This is a genomic window from Streptomyces sp. NBC_00239 (assembly GCF_036194065.1).
In the GTDB taxonomy this organism is placed as follows: domain Bacteria; phylum Actinomycetota; class Actinomycetes; order Streptomycetales; family Streptomycetaceae; genus Streptomyces.
On sequence record NZ_CP108095.1, the window covers coordinates 346428 to 363159 of the forward strand.

Genomic DNA, 16732 nt, shown 5'->3' on the forward strand with positions numbered 1-16732 from the left:
ACATGAGCTCCGCATCGACCCTCGACGAGTTCCAGAGCCTGCCCTCGGCGATCATCACCGACGGGCTGCTGGTGGTGCCGCTGTTCGCGGTGCAGCGGCTCGCCGTCAGCTCGCGCTACACGCTCCCGCCGATCGGCACGCCCTCGTTCCGGGCGGCCGTGGGCAACGCCAGCGAGACCGCCAGCCTCACGGCCCTGCTGGTGGGGCCGCAGCGGCACGCCTGGAAGCAGGGGCTGGAGCTGATGGCCGACTTCGCCAAGCGGGGCGGGGCGATCGGCCGCTTCACCGGCGGGAAGGTCTCCGGGCTGATCCTGGCCACGCGCATGACCGTCCGGATGAACATGCACGTCACCAGCCTCGGTTTCGCCGCGTCCTCGCAGCGGCTCGACACCATCGAGGTGAACATCGAACTCCAGCACGTGGCACCCCCGGGCCCGGTCGACCTGCTGACCGACGCGGGGATGCTCGCGGCCTCGACGGCGACGGAGTTCCTTTGACCACCCTCGTACTCCCGGCAGGCTTCGAGCCCCTGCCCTTCAACGCGGCGCTGGGGATGCCCCAGCGGGTGCACGTCCGGGCGGGACGGCGGGCCCTGACGGTCACTCTGGTCGCGCTGACCGCCGACCTCGTGGGGGCGCTGACCGCCGAGCCCGCGCGGACCGTCGTGGACGGGCGCGCGGAGTCCGCCCCCCGGCCGGGCCCGCCCCGGGGAACCTCGCCGGAAGTCTGGGCACGGCTGCGGGAAGGAACCCGTGCCGGGCTGACCGCGCCCGTACCGGACGCTCTGGATTCCGCGGCGGTCCGCCCGTACCTCGTGGTGCTGGAGGCGGGCCGCCTGATCGGGTCGGCGCCGGTGGTGGTCGGGCGGCCGATGGCCTTCGGCAGCTCGGCGGAGCACGCCCTCGTGATCGAGATCCTCGTGGCCGAACTCGTCCTCGCCGCCCGGGCACTGGTGGAGCCGGCCGAGGTGGGAAGCCGCATCCTGGCGGGCTTCCGCGAACGCGGCGGCGGCAGTCCCCCGCCGCCCCGGCCCGGCCGGGCGGACGAAGGGAGCCCCTATGACCTCCTTGTCTAGCGTCACCTCCGGTGCCATGTCGGCGGCCGGGGCGGCGAGCGAGCCGGTCATCGGATTCCAGGCCGGGTGGGCCCTGGTCTTCCACAAGGACGACGAGGGCTTCCCCGACCGCACCTCCGAGCCGCTGCTGCTGACGCACGTCGGCCACCGGCTGGAGGTGAAGGTCGACGCCGACGACACGCTGCGGGGCGCGACGTTCGAGATCGTCCTCGACGGGCTGCCCGACAAGGAGTACGCGGCCATCGCGGCCGGCAACTACGTGCACGTGGAGATCCGGCTGGGCTGGTGGGACCTCAAACGGGGGTTCGTGCGCTCGGCGCTCGCCGCGCTGGGGGCCCCGCCGCCGGGCGGGCTCGACGGCAAGGACGACGGCTTCCACGCGGTGCTGGAGGGCCGGGTGCTGTCGGTGGAGCGCACCCACGGCGAGTTCACGTACCGCGCCCGCTTCTCCGGCATCGATGCCGCCTACCACCGGATGCAGGTGCAGAAGCCCAAGCTGGACACCGAACAGGCGGCGCGGACCGTGGTCGGCTACGCCACCGGGCTCTGCACGGAGAACCGGAAGGTGAACGTGCCGGTCCGGGGCGCGGGCGCGGACATCGACCTCGACGGGGAGTTCGACATCGGCGCGGACGGCTCGGTGGTCCAGGCGCTGCGGGAGCTGGCGCGGCTGTCCCACGGCGGGAGCGGCACGCTGGAGGTGCCGATGTTCCTGCGCGCCGGGGAGCTCCACGTGGGGTACTGGCGCGAGCCCGTGGAAGGCGGCCGGAGCTGGGAGCTGACCCCGGCGACCGGGCTGGTGGAGAGCCGTCCGGTGGTGGAACCGGACCCGGATGGAGTCCCCGAGGACTCGCCCTTCGCCGCGCCGCCCGTGCGGAGGTTCGACCTGACCCTGCTGGGGCGGCCCGACATCGGCGTGGGGGACGTGGTGCGGGCGGACCTGCCCAACCCCTCGCCCGCCGCGATGACGGGGACCCTCGCCACTTCCGCGCTCGGGCCGCTGGGCGACGCCGTGGCGGGGGTGGCGGCCGGTTTCAAGGCGGCCGCACCGCCGGACCTCAAGGAGTACGGGGTGATCGGCGTGCACCACCGGCTGAGCCCGGCGGAGGGGTTCGTCACCCGGCTCACCGTCGAACTCCGCTTCGAGGACGAGCGGCCGGCGGTGCATCCCCGCTCCGGCAGCGGCGACGAGGTCACCCGCCTCGCATCGGCCATGGCCGGGCAGCGCCGCCGGGCCGGTGCGGAGCAGCGGTTCCACGAGGTGGGCCTGATCCGCCGGCAGGACGTCGCGCCCACGGTCCGCGACGGCCACGAGGTGGCGGCACAGACCCTGGTGCTGGACGAGGGGCTGGCCGAGACCCCGGCGCCGAACGTGCCGGCCCGGGCGCAGCCTGCCGAGACGCCCGCCCGGCTGGCGGACAAGCCGTACCTGACCCCGTACGCGTTCGGCGGGACGGGCCTGGTGGTCCCCCACTACCCCGGGATGCGCGTGATCAGCTTGCACTACCGGGGGGACCGGCAGAACGCGGTGGTCAGCGGGGCGCTGTGGGAGGCGGGCGCGGCGCCGCGCTCGCACCTGGGCGACTGGTGGCTGAGCCTGCCCACCAACCTGGCGGGTACCGGGGATTCGGGCGAATCGGCCGGGGACCCGGCGACGGCGCCCCGCCCCAGCGGTGCGGCCAGCCACGACCTGATCGACGGGACGGGCGGCCGGGTGATCCAGGTCCGCGGCCTGCGGATCAGCATCGGCGAGGCGCTGATGAAGCCGGTGGGCGAGCGCCCGGACGATGCCGACGCCAACCGGGTGGTGATCGAAAGCGCCAAGGGGAACGCCCGGATCTGCATCGACGACAAGGGCAACATCGAGATCGGCACGGACGAGGACCTCACCCTGGCCGCGAACAAGATCACCCTCCGTACGCAGACCACGGTGGAGGTGGTCTGATGGCCTCCGGTGTCTCCTCCTCCCGCGAGGGCGCCGCTCTGGAGCGGCGCGTGCTCGGCCACGGGATCGCCCTCGCCCCGGTCGGGGCCGGCAGCATCGGCCACGACCTGGTGTTCACCAGCAGCGCGGGCGGTCGGGACCTCGCCGTGGTCGAGGGCGCCGAGAACCTGGCGCAGTGCCTGGGCATCGCCCTGCTCACCGCCCCCGGCACCGATCCCTTCCACGTGGACTTCGGCTTCGACGGGCTCCGGGTGCTCACCCGGGGGCTGACCCCGCCGATGACGCTGGAGCTGCTGCGGCTGTCCGTGCTGCGCACCCTCGCCGCGGACGCCCGGGTGGCCGAGGTCGTCGAACTCACCCTTGCCGAGGAGAAGGAGGGCAGTCGCCGCTGGCAGGTGAACGCCGTCCTGCGCACGGTCCTCGGCAGCGCACTGCACACCGTGATCGGGGAGGTCACCGCCGATGCCTGAGGACGTACAGGTCACCGATCTGCAGGAGCTGGTGCGGATCAGCGGCTCCGGGAAACCCTTCGGGATCACTCCCGAAGGGTTCGTGCCCAAACCACTGGCCCGGCTGCTGGAGGAGAAGAAGGCCGCCGCCCAGGTGCTGTTCGGCTCCGACGTGGACCTGACGGCGGGCAGCGCCCTGCGCAAGATCCTGGAGATCATCGCCCTGGAGGAGGCCCGCTCCTGGGTCCACCTCGCCCTCGCCTACGAGGACACCCGCGTCAGCACGGCCACGGGCGACGCGCTGACCCGGCTGGGCGCCGAACTGGGGCTGCCCCGGCCGCACCACCGGGCCGGCGGGCAGGTCGCCTTCGACCTCGTGGGCACCCTGCCGCCCGAGGTGCCGGCGCTGGTGCTGCCCCGCGGGACCCGGCTGCTGACCGCGAACCGACACGACTACTTCACCGACGAGCCGGCCACGCTCACCAACACCGGCCGGGTGGCCACGGTGGCCGTCCGCGCCTTCGAACCCGGTCCCGGCCACGATGCGGCGGCGAAGGAAGTGGGCGGTTTCAATCCGCTGGACCCGCGTACGGACCTCGTGCGGAAGCTGTCGGCGGGCGGCCCACCGCTGGTGACCGTCACGCACACCACCGCCACCGACGGCGGGGGCACGTACTGGAGCGACTCCCGCTACCGCGAACTGCTGCTCGCCTACCCGCGCAACCTGTGGACCCCGGAGGCGGTCCGGATCGTGGTGTCCCTGGTCCCGGGGGTCCGCCAGGCCCTGGTGCACGACCTGTACGGCGGACTGGACATCGACAAACCGATCTTCGGCAGTTTCACCTTCCTGGAACGGCTGTTCTCGCAGGAGCGCAGCCTCGGCAACCCGCACTTCTTCACCGTGCTCGTCGCACCGGAAGAAGGCGCGCTCTGGGACGGCCCGGGGCAGCTGGCCGAACGGGTGGCGGCCGCGATCGACCAGGTCCGGCCCGTCGGCGTCGCGCCCAACATCGACCGGGCCGGCGAGGTGTCCGTGGGATTCACCTGCAAGATCTCGGTGGAAGGGCTGCCGATCCCCGCCGGCCGCCCCGACGCCGTCGCCTCCCCCGAGGCGGCCGCCCTCAAGGGCCGGATCCTGGACCGGGTACGGCGGCGGGTCCAGGCCCTGGGCATGGGCGAGCCGGTGCGCTACAGCGAGATCCTCTGGTCGGCCATGGAGGAATCGGGTGTCGTCGACGCCCGCGGGCTGCGGCTGCGCCGCTTCCCGCCCCAGCTGCCCTTCGATCCGGCCGGCCCCCCGCCGAAGTTCCAGGAGCTGGCGGCCGAGGAGGACGTGACCGTCAGCCCCAAGGAGGTCGCCCAACTCGTCGACGCACTGGTGGAGATCGTGATCACATGAGCTTGCGACCCGACGAACGGCTGCTCGTCGCCTCCGGGCTGGAGAGCGGGCTCGCCGCCCTTCCGCCGGTGTACGCCGCGGGTGCCGGGCAGCGTACGCTCCCGCTGACCGGGGGCGTGCTGACCACCGCCGCCGGGGTGCTCCCTGCCCCCGGGGCACCGCCCCTGCACGAACCGGTGCTCCTGCTGCGGCTGCGGCGGCCGCTGGCCGACGAGGCCGTGGTGGTCCGGTGCCGGCCGGAGGGGGCCGCGGAAGAACTGCCGGTGGTGGTCTTCGCCCCCTTCTCCGGAGCCGGCACCCTGCTGCCCGCCTTCCTCCCGCCGTCGGGCGGTCCGTTCAAGGTGGCGGTGAAGGTGCACCGCGTGCCGGCCCCGGCCTGCCACGCGGAGGTGCCCGCCGAGGCCGTCCGCGGCTCCGAGCTGTCCGCGCAGGAGGCGGGCGAGCTCGTCGAGGGAGTGCTGCTCGAAGGGCTGCTGGCCCGGCTCGCGTTTCTGGCCACCCTGGAGAAGCAGCGCATCATCCGGCAGGCCAGGGAGATCGGCGCCTGCCGGCACGCCGGACTTGCCTTCTCCGGGGCCCTCGACTCCCTCGGCCGGGACCTCGCCGTCCCGCGGCTCCCCGGCGAGGAGGACGCGCCCTACCGCAGCCGACTGGCGATCTTCACCTCGTGGCGGCTGCCCACCCGGCCCACGGTGGTGGAGGCCCTCAACGGGCCGGGTCCGGACGGTGCGCCCAATACCGGACTGCCCTCCCGGGTCGGGGTCACCGCGCGCTTCCGGGTGGTGGAGGAACAGAACCCCCTCGCCCTGGCGACCCGGCTGGTCCACGTGGGTGCGCAGGGCGCGGCCCGCCGGTCCCGGTTCCACCAGATGCTGCGCAGCCTGCACCTGCTCGACCTGAACGCCCCGGTGCCCGAGGAGCTGCCGCCCGGGCGGCGGCGCCGGCTGGACGAGGCCCGGAAGGTGCTGGCGGACCCGGCCCAGGTCGTCCGTCCGGCCGGGCCGCCGGCCGTCCGCCATCTGGCGCCTGGGCTCGCGGAGGCGCTGGCCCGCCTGGTGCGGCTCGTACGGGCGCTGGGCGACACCAAGCCGGTGACGCTGCGCCGGGCCTACGTGGAGGAGCCCGACCCCCTGCACGAACTGGGGCTGGGTGCCACGCTCGACGCGTTCGGGGAGCAGCGGCTGGCGGCGATGGCCTCGAAGGTCGGGGCCCTGGCCCAGCAGGGCACCGAACTGGGGGCGCTGGCCCGCAGCCTGGTTCCGCGGCCGTTCGCCCAGGATCCGGTCGGGCGCTGGCTCGCGGCGCCCTGCGGTCTGCAGACCGTCCACGCGTTCGGCGAGGGGGCCGTGTTCGTGTCACCCCTGCCGATGTCGGGGCTGACCGTGACCGGGCCGCCGGAGCTGGCCGCGCGCGGGTCCGCCGTGTTCGAGGCCCGCCACAGCGGGGACACGCGTACGGGCGGACTCCACGTCCTGGCTGCGGAGGCGGTGCGGCGGGCCGCGGAGCTGTTCCCGCAGCGGCAGCTGGGCCAGGTGCCGACCCCGCTGACCGGCGCCGCACTGGAGACGGTGGTACGGGCGGTGGCCGCGGCGGAAGGCACGGTCCCGCCGCCCGAGGCGGCCCCGCTGGTGGCCGGCGGGCTGCTGGCCGGGCGCGGCTCGGCCTTCGCGCGCGAGCTGCTGGACCTCGTCGTACCGGACCAGGTGGTCGCGTATCCGTTCACGAAGGCCCAGCTGACCGGTCTGGGCACCGGGGAGGCGCTGCGCGCCCAAGTGGAGCGGCGGGCGCAGGCCCTCCTGGACGGCGGTTTCTACAGTGTGCAGGGGGTGTGGGACGGGCCGGGGAACCGGATGCTGCTTCTGGCGGCGGTCGCTCTGATGCCGGGCAGGCCGCCGAAGCAGGGGGAGGCGCCGCCGGCGGAGTTCCGCTGGTACGCCACCGGCCTGCCGGCGTCCGAGGAGCCGCTGACACTGACGGCGGCCACGGGCGGCCGGGCCGGGGTGGCCGCGGGCGCGGACGGAGGGCTGGCACTGCTGGTGTGCCTGGCACGTGCGCGCCGGGGGCTGGCGGAGCCGTACGGGGTGAAGGTGGACCTGCCGGAGGGGGTGCGGCTCGACCGGAACCAGTACGGCTACGTGATGAACCTGCTGGAGACCCTGTGCCCGCTGGGCATCGAGATCGACACGGTGGAGCTGCGCCGCAGCCACCTCGATTTCGGAACGGAGACCGGCGGTACGGCCGGGGCCCTGGGCGCATCCCGTACGTACCACCGCTACCGGAGGCCGCGGAAGGTGGGGGACGACGGTTGACGGGGCACCCGGGGGACGGGGGCTGACGCAGGTGGAGCAAGGCCGGGGTGTTCCGGTGGCAGGCCGTGGGGGGCCGGAGCACCCTGGGTGCCATGGCTTTCGGGATCTCGTTCCAGCGGACCTTCAAGCACCGACCGTGGATCGACGCGGTGGACCGGGTCGCGGCGGCTGGGGACAACGGCTTCAACGTCCGGTTCCAGATGCTGGAGGCGGACCTCGACACCATCGGCAGCCGCTTCGCGGCGGTCAGCACGGCGCTGGACTCGCTCGTGGCGGTCGGCGGGGCGGCCCGGAGCGTGGCCATCGCCCCCCTGCTCACCACGGTCGGATCCGTCGGATGGGACCATTCCACCCCTGGTGAGGCGCGCAAGGGGGCCGCGGCCGAGGTGGCGAAGGGGGCGGTGCCGGTGTCCTTGCCGGCCGGGGGCACGATCACGCGGTTCCATGCGTTCGGCACCTGCTCCGGTGTGGGTCGGCTGAAGCTCGATCTCGTCCGGCGCAACCTCGCCGGCGGCGGCGAGGTGAAGGTCGTCCAGCTCGTCGCACAGCCCAGCGGCAGTTTCACCCTGGAGAAGGCCCCCGATCCGGCGAACGCCGTGGTCGACGCCAAGGCGGGCTATTTCATCCTCGCCCAGACCGACGGGGCGGCGACGGGCGACACCATGGCCCTCACCGGCTTCAAGGTGACGTACACGGAACCGGCATGACCGACCCCGGTCCGGGGCCCCGCGGTCCCGGTCGGCGACTCACCCCACGGCGTCGTCCTCGCCCCGGAGGGCGGCCGTGCGTACGTCATGAACGCGGCTTCGGACACGGTCTCGGTGGTGGACCGGTGAAATTGCCGACCCCTGGTGAGCGCTCCATCCTGGACGGGTGGTGAACACCGGCACCGATCCCATTCCGCTCGGCCAGTCGCCCGTCAGCCTGGCGCTGTCCACGGACGGACGCACGCTCTACGTCACCGGCGTACCGTCCACCGTCTCCGTGATCGACACCGCCGACGACCGGCTGCTGGGCACGTTCAACGGGGCTCCCGGCGACATCGTGGTCCATCCCGACGGCAAGCGTCTGTACATCGCCGACGCGGCGGCGGGCGTGATCGAGGTGGCCGTCGCGACGCAGACGGTGAGCCGGACCATCGACGTCGGGGGGAGAGCAGGATCCCTCGCCATCACCCCGGACGGGCGCCGCATCTACGCGACCGTCGACTCCCTGCGCGCCGTGGCCGTGGTCGACACCGGGCTCGGGAAGAAGATCCGCCAGATCGGGGTGGGCCCCGAGCCCTCCCGGGTGGCCGTCTCCCCCGACGGGCTGCGCGCGTACGTGTGCGATGTCGAGGCGGGCAGCGTGACGGTTATCGACACGGGCACCGACACCGTCGTCGACAGCCCCGTGCCGGTGGGGAAGTTCCCCCTCGCCGTGGCCGTCTCCCCCGACAACAGGCGGGTCTTCGCCGCCTCCCTGCTCGACAACAAGGTCTCCGTGATCGACGCCGCCACCCTCGGGGTCGTCGGCACGGTCCCGGTGGCCGGCTTCCCCCAGGACCTCCGGCTGTCACCGGACGGCAGGCGGCTGTACGTGTGCCCCAGCGACATCGACGGGATCACCGTCGTCGACACCGCGAGCCTCAAGGTCCTCCGTACGGTGCCGATCGGCGGCGCCCCGTTCCGGATCGTGCTGACCGCCGACGGCCGCCGCGGCTACGCCACCGACCACGAGGCGCGCACGGTGGTGCCCTTCCTCGCCAGCTCCGTGCCCGTCCCGGCCGGCACCCGGCCGGAGGCGGTGGCGGCACTCGGCGGAGGCCGCGTGTACGTCACCGCCTCCGGTGACGACTCCGTCTCCGCGGTCACCGCCGCGGACACCCGCATCCCCTGCCGCGGCGAGCCGAACGCCGTGGTCGTGGCACCGGACGGCAGCCGCGCGTACGTGGGCAACCGGACCGCGAAGACCGTGTCGGTGGTGGACCTCGAAACGAACACGGTGGTGGAGGAGGTCTCCCTGTCCCGTCAGATCAGCGGGATGTCCATGACCCCGGACGGCGAGCTGCTCTGCGCGGCCGGCGACGACGGCTTCTCCGTGCTGGGCCTCGGCCCCCAGGTGTCGGAGTTCCTGAGCGCGGGCGGAGTGGTGGACGGCGCCCAGGACGTGGCCGTGGCCCCCGACGGGAGACACATCTTCATCGCCCAGGCCGGCACGGCCAACGTGGCCGTGTTCGACCTGGCCGCGTTCACGGACTCCCTCCCGCCCATCCCGGTGGGTGTCGATGCGGAGGCACTCGCGCTGACGCCCGGCGGGCACCTGTACGTGGCGAACCTCGAATCGGCGAGCGTGACGGTCATCGACGCCGGCAGCCGCACCGTCCTGGGCACCATCGCGGTGGCGAAGTTCCCGTGGGGCGTGGCCGCCTCGCCGGACGGGCAGCGCGTGTACGTCTCCCACCGGGACTCCGGCACCGTGACCGTCATCGACACCGCCACCCGCAAAGTGATCGGCCAGCCCATCCGGGTCGGCCGCAAGCCCAAGGGCATGGCGGTGAGCGAGGACGGACGCCGGCTGTACGTCGCCGCATCCGTCTCCGGACTCCTCGTGACCGTGGACACGCAGACGCGGGCGGTCATCGGCCGGACCGCGGTCGGCTTCCGGCCCGTGGACGTGGCCCTGACCCCCGACGGCCGGAGCGCCTGCGTCGCCGCCTCCGGATCGGACGAGCTCTGCGTGGTGGGCCTGGGCCCGGCCCGCATCCGGGTGGGCGAACGCCCCGTGGGCCTGGTGGCCGGCAACGGGCTCGTGTACGTGGCCGACTCCGGGTCCGGGACGGTTTCGGTGATCGACACCCGGACCAACTCCCTGGCCGGGACCCCGATCCCCGTGGGCGGCCAGCCTCACGCCCTGGCACTGGGCCCCGGCGGCAGCCGCCTCTACGTCACCGACTCCGGTTCGGGGCAGGTGTCCATCGTGGACACGGCCACCCGGGCGGTGGTCGGTACGCCCGTCCCGGTGGGCAGCGCCCCGCTGGGCGCGGCGGTGTCCCCCGACGGCAAACGGCTCTACGTGGCCGCCTCCGACGCAGCCACGGTCACCGTCGTCAACACGGACTCCGGCACCGTGGTCGGTACGCCCGCCACGGTCGGGGTCGCCCCGGCAGCGGTGGCCGTCAGCGCCGACGGCGCCCGGCTGTTCGTGGCCGACGCGGGCAAGGAGCAGCTGCTCGTGGCCGACGCCGCCACGCTCGCCGTCACCGCCACCGTCACGCTGCCCGGCCCCCCGCACGGACTGGCTCTCTCCTCAGACGGGAAACGCCTCCTCGTCACCGTCCCCGCGGAGAAGTGCCTGGTCCTGGTCGACACCGCCACCCTCGCCCCGTCCGAGCCCCCGATCCCGGTCGGCAGTTCCCCGCACGGGGTCGCGCTCGACCCGGACGGCCGCCGGGCGTACGTCGCGAACGCCGCGTCGGACACGGTCTCGGTGGTCGATTGCTGAGCAGCGCCTCCCCGCGGGCGGGAGCGCCCGGGGTGGCCACGCCCGATCACACTGAAATTGCCGAGCGTCGGAAGGCGCTCCATCCTGGACGGGTGGTGAACACCGGCACCGCTCCCATTCCGCTCGGCCAGTCGTCCCTCTTCCTGGCGCTGTCCACGGACGGACGCACGCTCTTCGTCACCGGCGGAACCTCCACGGTCTCCGTGATCGACACCGCCGACGACCGCTTGCTGGGGACGTTCGTCGGAACGCCCGGCGACCTCGTGGCCCATCCCGACGGCAAGCGTCTGTACATCCTCAACGGCACGGCGGGCGTGTCCGAGATGGACATCGCCACGCAGAAGAGGACCCGGACCATCGACGTCGGGGGGAAGCCCGGATCCCTCGCCGTCACCCCGGACGGACGCCGCATCTACGCGGCGGTCGAATCCCTGGACGCCGTGGTCGTGATCGACACCGACCTGGGCAAGAAGATCCGCGAGATCCCGGTGGGCTCCAAGCCCTCCCGGCTGGTCGTCTCCCCCGACGGCCTGCGCGTCTACGTCGCCAACGCCGGCGGGGGCACCGTGACGGTGATCGACACCGGCGCCGACATCGCGTTCGCCGGGCCCGTCCCGGTGGGAGACGCTCCGAGCGCCTTGGCCGTCTCCCCCGATGGCAGCCGGGTCTTCGTCGCCGCTCTGGAAGACCACAAGATCTCCGTGATCAACTCCGTCACGCTCGGCGTCATCGCGACGGTCGCGGTGGCCGGTTTCCCCAAGGACCTCCGGCTGTCACCGGACGGCAGGCGCCTGTACGTGTGCCCGATCGCCTTCGACGGGATCACGTCCCTGGACACCGCCAGCCTGAAGATCGTCCGTACGGTGCCGATCGGTGGCGCCCCCTTCCGGATCGTCCTGACGGCCGACGGCCGCCGCGGCTACGCCACCGACCGCGAGGCGCGCGCGGTGGTGCCCTTCCTCACCGACTCGATGCGCGTCGCGGTCGGCACGCGGCCGGAGGGCGTGGCGGCACCGGACGGGCGTCGTGTGTACGTCACCGCCTCCGGTGACGACTCCGTCTCCGTCGTCGCCACCGCGGACACCCGCATCGCCTGCCGTCGCGAACCGAGCGCGGTGGTCGTGGCACCCGACGGCAGCCGCGCGTACGTGGGCAACCGGATCGCGAAATCCGTCCAGGTGGTGGACCTCAAGACCAACACGGTCGTCGGGGAGGTCCTCCTGTCCCGTGCGGTCGCCGCGATGGCCATGACCGCGGACGGGAAGAGCCTCTTTGCGGTCGGCGACGACAGCTGGTTCCGGATGACCCCCGGCCCCCCGATCACTCTGACCACGAGCGTGGCCGGATTCGCCGGATCGGTCGGGGGCGTCGCCACCACCCCGGACGGGTCGCGGTTGTTCGTCACCGATGGGCGGGCGGACGCCGTTTTGGTGATCGACCCGAGCGGACCGGGCGGGATCGTCGAGTCCTTCCCGACGGGACGCCTTCCTCACGGCCTCGCCCTGACGCCCGGCGGACACCTGTACGTGGCGAACCTCGAATCGGCCAGTGTGAGCGTGATCGACACCGGCAGCCGCACGGCCTTGGGCACCATCGCGGTGGCGAAGTTCCCGTGGGGCGTGGCCGTGGCACCGGACGGGCAGCGCGTGTACGTCTCCCACCGGGACTCCGGCAATGTGACCGTCATCGACGCGGCCACCCGCAAGGTGACCGGCGAGCAGGTCCCCCGGGTCGGGCGCCGGCCCATGGGCATGGCGGTGAGCGCGGACGGACGCCGGCTGTACGTCGCCGCGGCCGGTTCCGGAACCCTGGTCACCGTGGACACCCAGACGCGGAAGGTCACCGGCACGACCACGGTCGGCTTCCAGCCCGAGGACGTGGCTCTGACCCCCGACGGGCGGAGCGCCTGCGTCGCCGTCTCCGGCTTCAACCACCTCTGCGTGGTGGACGCGGGCCCGGCCCGCATCCGGGTGGGCAAACGCCCCGTGGGCCTGGTGGCCGCCAACGGACTCGCGTACGTGGCCGACTCCGGATCCGGCACGGTCTCGGTGATCGACACCCGGACCAACACCCTGACCGGGACCCCGATCCCCGTGGGCGGCCAGCCGCACGCCCTGGCCCTCGGCCCCGGCGGCAGCCGCCTCTACGTCACCGACAACGGCGCGGGGACGGCGTCCATCGTGGACACGGCCACCCGGACCGTGATCGGCGACCCCGTCCCCGTCGGCAGCACCCCGCTGGGCGCGGCCGTCTCCCCCGACGGCAAACGGCTCTACGTGGCCGCCTCCGACTCCGCCACCGTCACCGTCGTCGACACGGACACCGCCACGGTCGTCGGTACGCCCACCCCGGTCGGGGTCGCCCCGGCAGCGGTGGCCGTCAGCGCCGACGGCACCCGGCTGTTCGTGGCCGACGCGGGCGCAGACCAGTTGCTCGTGGCCGACCCCGACGCGCTCGCCGTCACCGCCACCGTGTCCTTGCCCGGCCCGCCGCACGGACTGGCTCTCTCGGGGGACGGGAAGCTCCTGCTCGTCACCGTCCCTGCCGCGAAGTGCCTGGTCCTGGTCGACACCGCGGCCCTGCGGACGGTCGGCGAGCCGGTCCCGGTGGGCAACGCCCCGCACGGGGTCGCTTTTGCCTCCGACGGCCGCCGGGCGTACGTGGCCAACACCGGCTCGGACACGCTGTCGATGGTGGACCTTTGATTTGTCAGTGCACCGCTGGGAGGTGACCCATGGCCGAACCCGTGGTCCTCGACGGGGATCTGGTGACCGTAAAACCGCCCGAGGTCCCCCCCGTGGCGACGTACACCGTCGTGCCCCCCGATCCGCCGCTGCGGGTGACGGGATCGAGCCCGCACGTCCGGGTGGGCGGTCGCGCCGCCTGCCTGCCGGAGGACATCGAGAAGACACTCAAGGCGACCTTCACCTATACCGCCGGCGTGTTCGCCACCCCCGGGAAGGGAACGATCTCCTTCACGCTCAAGGAGGCGAACAAGTCCCGGAAGGCCGAGGACACCGCCGCCGGAGGCGGCGAGCCGCTCGTGCTGAGCGGCACCGAGTTCGTCGCCACGTTCACCTTCGAAAAGCCCGCCCAGGACCCGCAGCAGAAGCCGGACCCCGAGCGGACGACGGGCTCGAAGAAGGAGGGAAAAGCCTCCTTCTCCTCCCCCGGAGAGCCCGCCGCACTGCACTCCGCGTAGGCGCCCTGCACCGCGTCCTCACAGAGGAACAGGGTCGGTTGGCGGCGCCGGGCCGCACGTGACGTCATCGGCTACGTGGCCCCGGTCGGCGAGAACGCGGAGAGCGTCGAGCGTGCCTTGCGCGCCGTCCGCGAGGGCGAGGCCGCACTGCGCTGACCCGCACCCCGGTACCCGGGGCGCCGCCGCGGGGGCTCAGCCGAGTCGAGGGTCGACCCCCACCGCTGTGCCGGCTCCGCCGTCCTGCGCCCGTCCCCCGCCCGCCTCGTGCTGAGCGGAGCCCGGCCCGGTGGGCCCCGCCCGTACCCGTGGAGTGGCGAGGTCAGCGGGTTCCGGCATGGGGGGCCTCGCCCAGGACGTCGGCGAGGCGGGCCCGGGCCGTCCGGTTGTACGAGCTGTCGGGCCGCAGGCCGGTCCGTTCGCTGATGAGTACGCGGGCCAGGTCGTGCCGCCCGGAGCGGAGGGCGGAGTCGATGAGGGTCTGCTGGAGGGCGTCGCGCTGTGCGTGGCTGCCTCCGAACTCGTGCAGCCTGCGGCGCAGTGGCCACAGCAGGTCCACGACGGTGGTGTGATCGCCCCGGGCGTGCGCGAGCAGCGCCTCGCACGCGGGCAGGCCGATCTCGGCGGTCATCCGCCGGTTGGTGACCGTCTCGTGGCCTTCCCGCTCCAGCCAGCGCCGCCGGTCGGCGATGAGCCGCGCGGCCTCGCCGAACCGGCCGGCGCCGGCGTAGGACATGACGGCGTGCACGTCGTTGAACGCGTAGAAGGGAGGGTCGGCGCGCGCGGCCCACGCGTCGGCCAGTGCCTCCCAGCGGGCGGCGGTCTGCACCCCGGCGAGCCGGATCCGCCACAACAGGGCTGCGGCGTCCAGCAGTTCCATGGCCAGTCCGGCTGATGCGTCGTGGTGGAGGGAGGCGTCGTGGATGCGCAGCGCGGCGTCGGTGTCCTCGGCTTCCAGGGCGTACAGCGCGTAGTGCCACCAGTTGTGGACGTCCAGGTAGTTGTCCCGCGCCCAGTGCTCACGGCGGGCGTCGAGGTAGCCGATGCCTTCGGACACGCGTCCCTGCATCTCGTACGTGTGGACCACGGCGTGGATGGCCCAGACGTCGTGGGGGTCCTGTTCGACTGCGGCGAGCCCCGCTTCCTCGGCCCGCCGGTAGTGGCCCGACTCCTCCAGTCCGAAGGCGTACATGCCCAGCAGCAGGCTCCGGTGGGGGTCGGCGGTGTCCCAGGCGGACAGGGCTCCCCCGATGCGGTCGCGCAGCCGGACGGCGTCCCCGGTGAAGAAGTCCAGCTGGTGCCCGACAGCCAGGGCGAGCGGGTCCCTCGGGCACGCCAGGGACAACTCCTCCAGCAGCCCGGCGGCCCGCCGCAGATCTCCGGCCAGCCAGGCCCCGGCCGCGGCGACGTGCAGGCGCTCCCGCACGGGCAGGGCGGCCACGTCCACGCCGGCCACGTACCCGTCGAACCGCCGCCGGGCCGTGACGGCCTCGGCGGGCTCGGTCCCCAGCATTCCGAGGTAGGCGGCGAAGGAGTGGGCTACGGGGGTGGCGGGCCCGCTGCCGAGGGCGTCCGCGACGGCCGGCTCCACCCCGGGGCGGAAATGGAGCAGCGCGTCGACGGCACGGTCGAGGTGGCCGGCCGTCTCCCGGGTGCACTCGTGCAGGGGGTTGCCGTACCGGTCGGTCACCATCAGCGATCACCTCGCCCGGACGGCGCGTCGGGAAGGACATCCGGAACGGGATTCCCAACGGAATCCGGAACTGGATCCGGAACGGGCACGACGAGGACCTTGTGGAGGCGCGAGTCGGTCACGTACACGCTCTTCCCGTCCGGGGTGACCGCCATGCCGCGCGGCTGTGCGTTGTCCCAGGAGGCGGGACAGCACGCGGGCCGGGCCGTGGCCGCGTCGATCACCATCATGTTGGGTCCGGGCCCGTGGCCCCCGGACTGTGAGGCGTAGACGAGTCGCCCGTCGAGTGTGACGATCACGTCGGCGACGTTGCGCGTGGTGGGGACGACGGCGGTCACGGCGTGGGTCTTCAGGTCCGTCGCGAACAGGTCGTCGTTGTGGTCCCTGCCCACGTACCCGCGTGTGCCGTCCGGGGTGACGGCCAGCCGGAACGCACCCTCGAAGGGAAACGGAAGAACCTCGGCCGAGCCGGTGGCGAGGTCCACGAGCATGCCGGAATCACCGAAGTGGCTCACGTACGCATGGTGGCCGTCGGGGGTGAGGTCCACCCCGAAGGGTTCGAAGGACAGGCCTCGGATCAGACGGTCGACCGTCCGGGAGGCCGTGTCGATCACGCACATCACCCCGGCACCCCCCTCGTTCTCCTGCGCCAGTACGTATGCCTGCCGCCCGTCGGGGCCGACAGCCACGCCCGTCGCGAGCGCGAAGCCCGCCGGCAGGGGGATCCTCGCCGCCACCTGGCGTGTGGCGGTGTCGACCACCGTCACCGTGTCCCGGCCGCCCGTCACGTAGAGATGACGGCCGTCCGGGGTCACGGCAAGGTCGCCTCCGAGCAGTCCGAGGAACAGGTTGCCCAGGGGGATGTCGGCGACGGCCACGCCGGCGGCCGTGTCGATCACGGCCACCCGGCCCTCGCTGCCACCGCCGCCGCCGGCACCGCCACCGCCGCCCGCCGGTGCCGACACGGCCACGTAGGCGTGGCTCCCGTCGGGGGCGAACACCAGCCGCCACGGCTCCCCCGCCACCGGGATCGCCGGGAGCGGCGGCGGGTCTTCCTTCGGGGTGCCGTGCGAGGGGCCGTGCGGGGTCTCCTGCCGCACGGTGTCGTGCTGCTGCGAGTCCTGTCGCACGGTGTCGCGTTGCGGGGAGTCTTCCTCGGGCATGAGCGGTTCAACTCCAA

At 73.5% G+C, this 16732-nt stretch carries 12 protein-coding genes and 1 pseudogene; 11 read left to right on the forward strand and 2 right to left on the reverse strand.

The window, feature by feature from the left end; genetic code table 11:
• The first annotated feature begins 2 nt into the window (after window positions 1-2).
• The 11 genes and pseudogenes from OG764_RS01700 to OG764_RS01750 all read left to right on the forward strand — a co-directional run.
• Window positions 3-497, forward strand: a complete 495-nt coding sequence (locus OG764_RS01700) for a hypothetical protein (RefSeq protein ID WP_328966556.1) — start codon at window positions 3-5, stop codon at window positions 495-497.
• Window positions 494-1075, forward strand: a complete 582-nt coding sequence (locus tag OG764_RS01705; protein WP_328966557.1) for a hypothetical protein — start codon at window positions 494-496, stop codon at window positions 1073-1075. Before OG764_RS01700 ends, OG764_RS01705 begins: the two co-directional genes overlap by 4 nt.
• Entirely contained in the window at window positions 1059-3020 is a 1962-nt protein-coding gene (locus tag OG764_RS01710) for a hypothetical protein (RefSeq protein ID WP_328966558.1), read from the forward strand. The genes OG764_RS01705 and OG764_RS01710 overlap by 17 nt, the downstream gene beginning before the upstream one ends.
• Window positions 3020-3490, forward strand: a complete 471-nt coding sequence (locus tag OG764_RS01715; protein WP_328966559.1) for a hypothetical protein — start codon at window positions 3020-3022, stop codon at window positions 3488-3490. The genes OG764_RS01710 and OG764_RS01715 overlap by 1 nt, the downstream gene beginning before the upstream one ends.
• Window positions 3483-4868 (forward strand): hypothetical protein, encoded by a 1386-nt coding sequence (locus OG764_RS01720; RefSeq protein WP_328966560.1) that lies wholly within the window; start codon window positions 3483-3485, stop codon window positions 4866-4868. Before OG764_RS01715 ends, OG764_RS01720 begins: the two co-directional genes overlap by 8 nt.
• Complete coding sequence (locus tag OG764_RS01725; protein WP_328966561.1) at window positions 4865-7177, forward strand: hypothetical protein; 2313 nt, start codon at window positions 4865-4867, stop codon at window positions 7175-7177. Before OG764_RS01720 ends, OG764_RS01725 begins: the two co-directional genes overlap by 4 nt.
• 92 nt (window positions 7178-7269) lie before the next feature.
• Window positions 7270-7884, forward strand: coding sequence for a hypothetical protein (locus OG764_RS01730; protein ID WP_328966562.1), 615 nt, complete (start codon window positions 7270-7272; stop codon window positions 7882-7884).
• 166 nt (window positions 7885-8050) lie between these two features.
• A complete protein-coding gene (locus tag OG764_RS01735; RefSeq protein WP_328966563.1) occupies window positions 8051-10660 on the forward strand; it encodes a YVTN family beta-propeller repeat protein in 2610 nt (869 codons plus the stop codon).
• A gap of 92 nt (window positions 10661-10752) precedes the next feature.
• Window positions 10753-13365: a beta-propeller fold lactonase family protein gene (locus tag OG764_RS01740; protein WP_328966564.1), complete on the forward strand. Its 2613-nt coding sequence runs from the start codon at window positions 10753-10755 to the stop codon at window positions 13363-13365.
• 29 nt (window positions 13366-13394) lie between these two features.
• A complete protein-coding gene (locus OG764_RS01745) occupies window positions 13395-13862 on the forward strand; it encodes a hypothetical protein (protein WP_328966565.1) in 468 nt (155 codons plus the stop codon).
• 51 nt (window positions 13863-13913) lie between these two features.
• Window positions 13914-14018: pseudogene (locus OG764_RS01750) on the forward strand (AraC family transcriptional regulator); the annotation flags it as partial.
• A 163-nt stretch (window positions 14019-14181) separates the two neighbouring features.
• Here OG764_RS01750 and OG764_RS01755 read toward each other — a convergent pair.
• Together OG764_RS01755 and OG764_RS01760 are read right to left on the reverse strand one after the other, a co-directional pair.
• A complete protein-coding gene (locus OG764_RS01755) occupies window positions 14182-15552 on the reverse strand; it encodes a tetratricopeptide repeat protein (RefSeq protein WP_328966566.1) in 1371 nt (456 codons plus the stop codon).
• Entirely contained in the window at window positions 15552-16715 is a 1164-nt protein-coding gene (locus OG764_RS01760; RefSeq protein ID WP_328966567.1) for a YncE family protein, read from the reverse strand. Before OG764_RS01760 ends, OG764_RS01755 begins: the two co-directional genes overlap by 1 nt.
• Window positions 16716-16732: the final 17 nt, after the last annotated feature.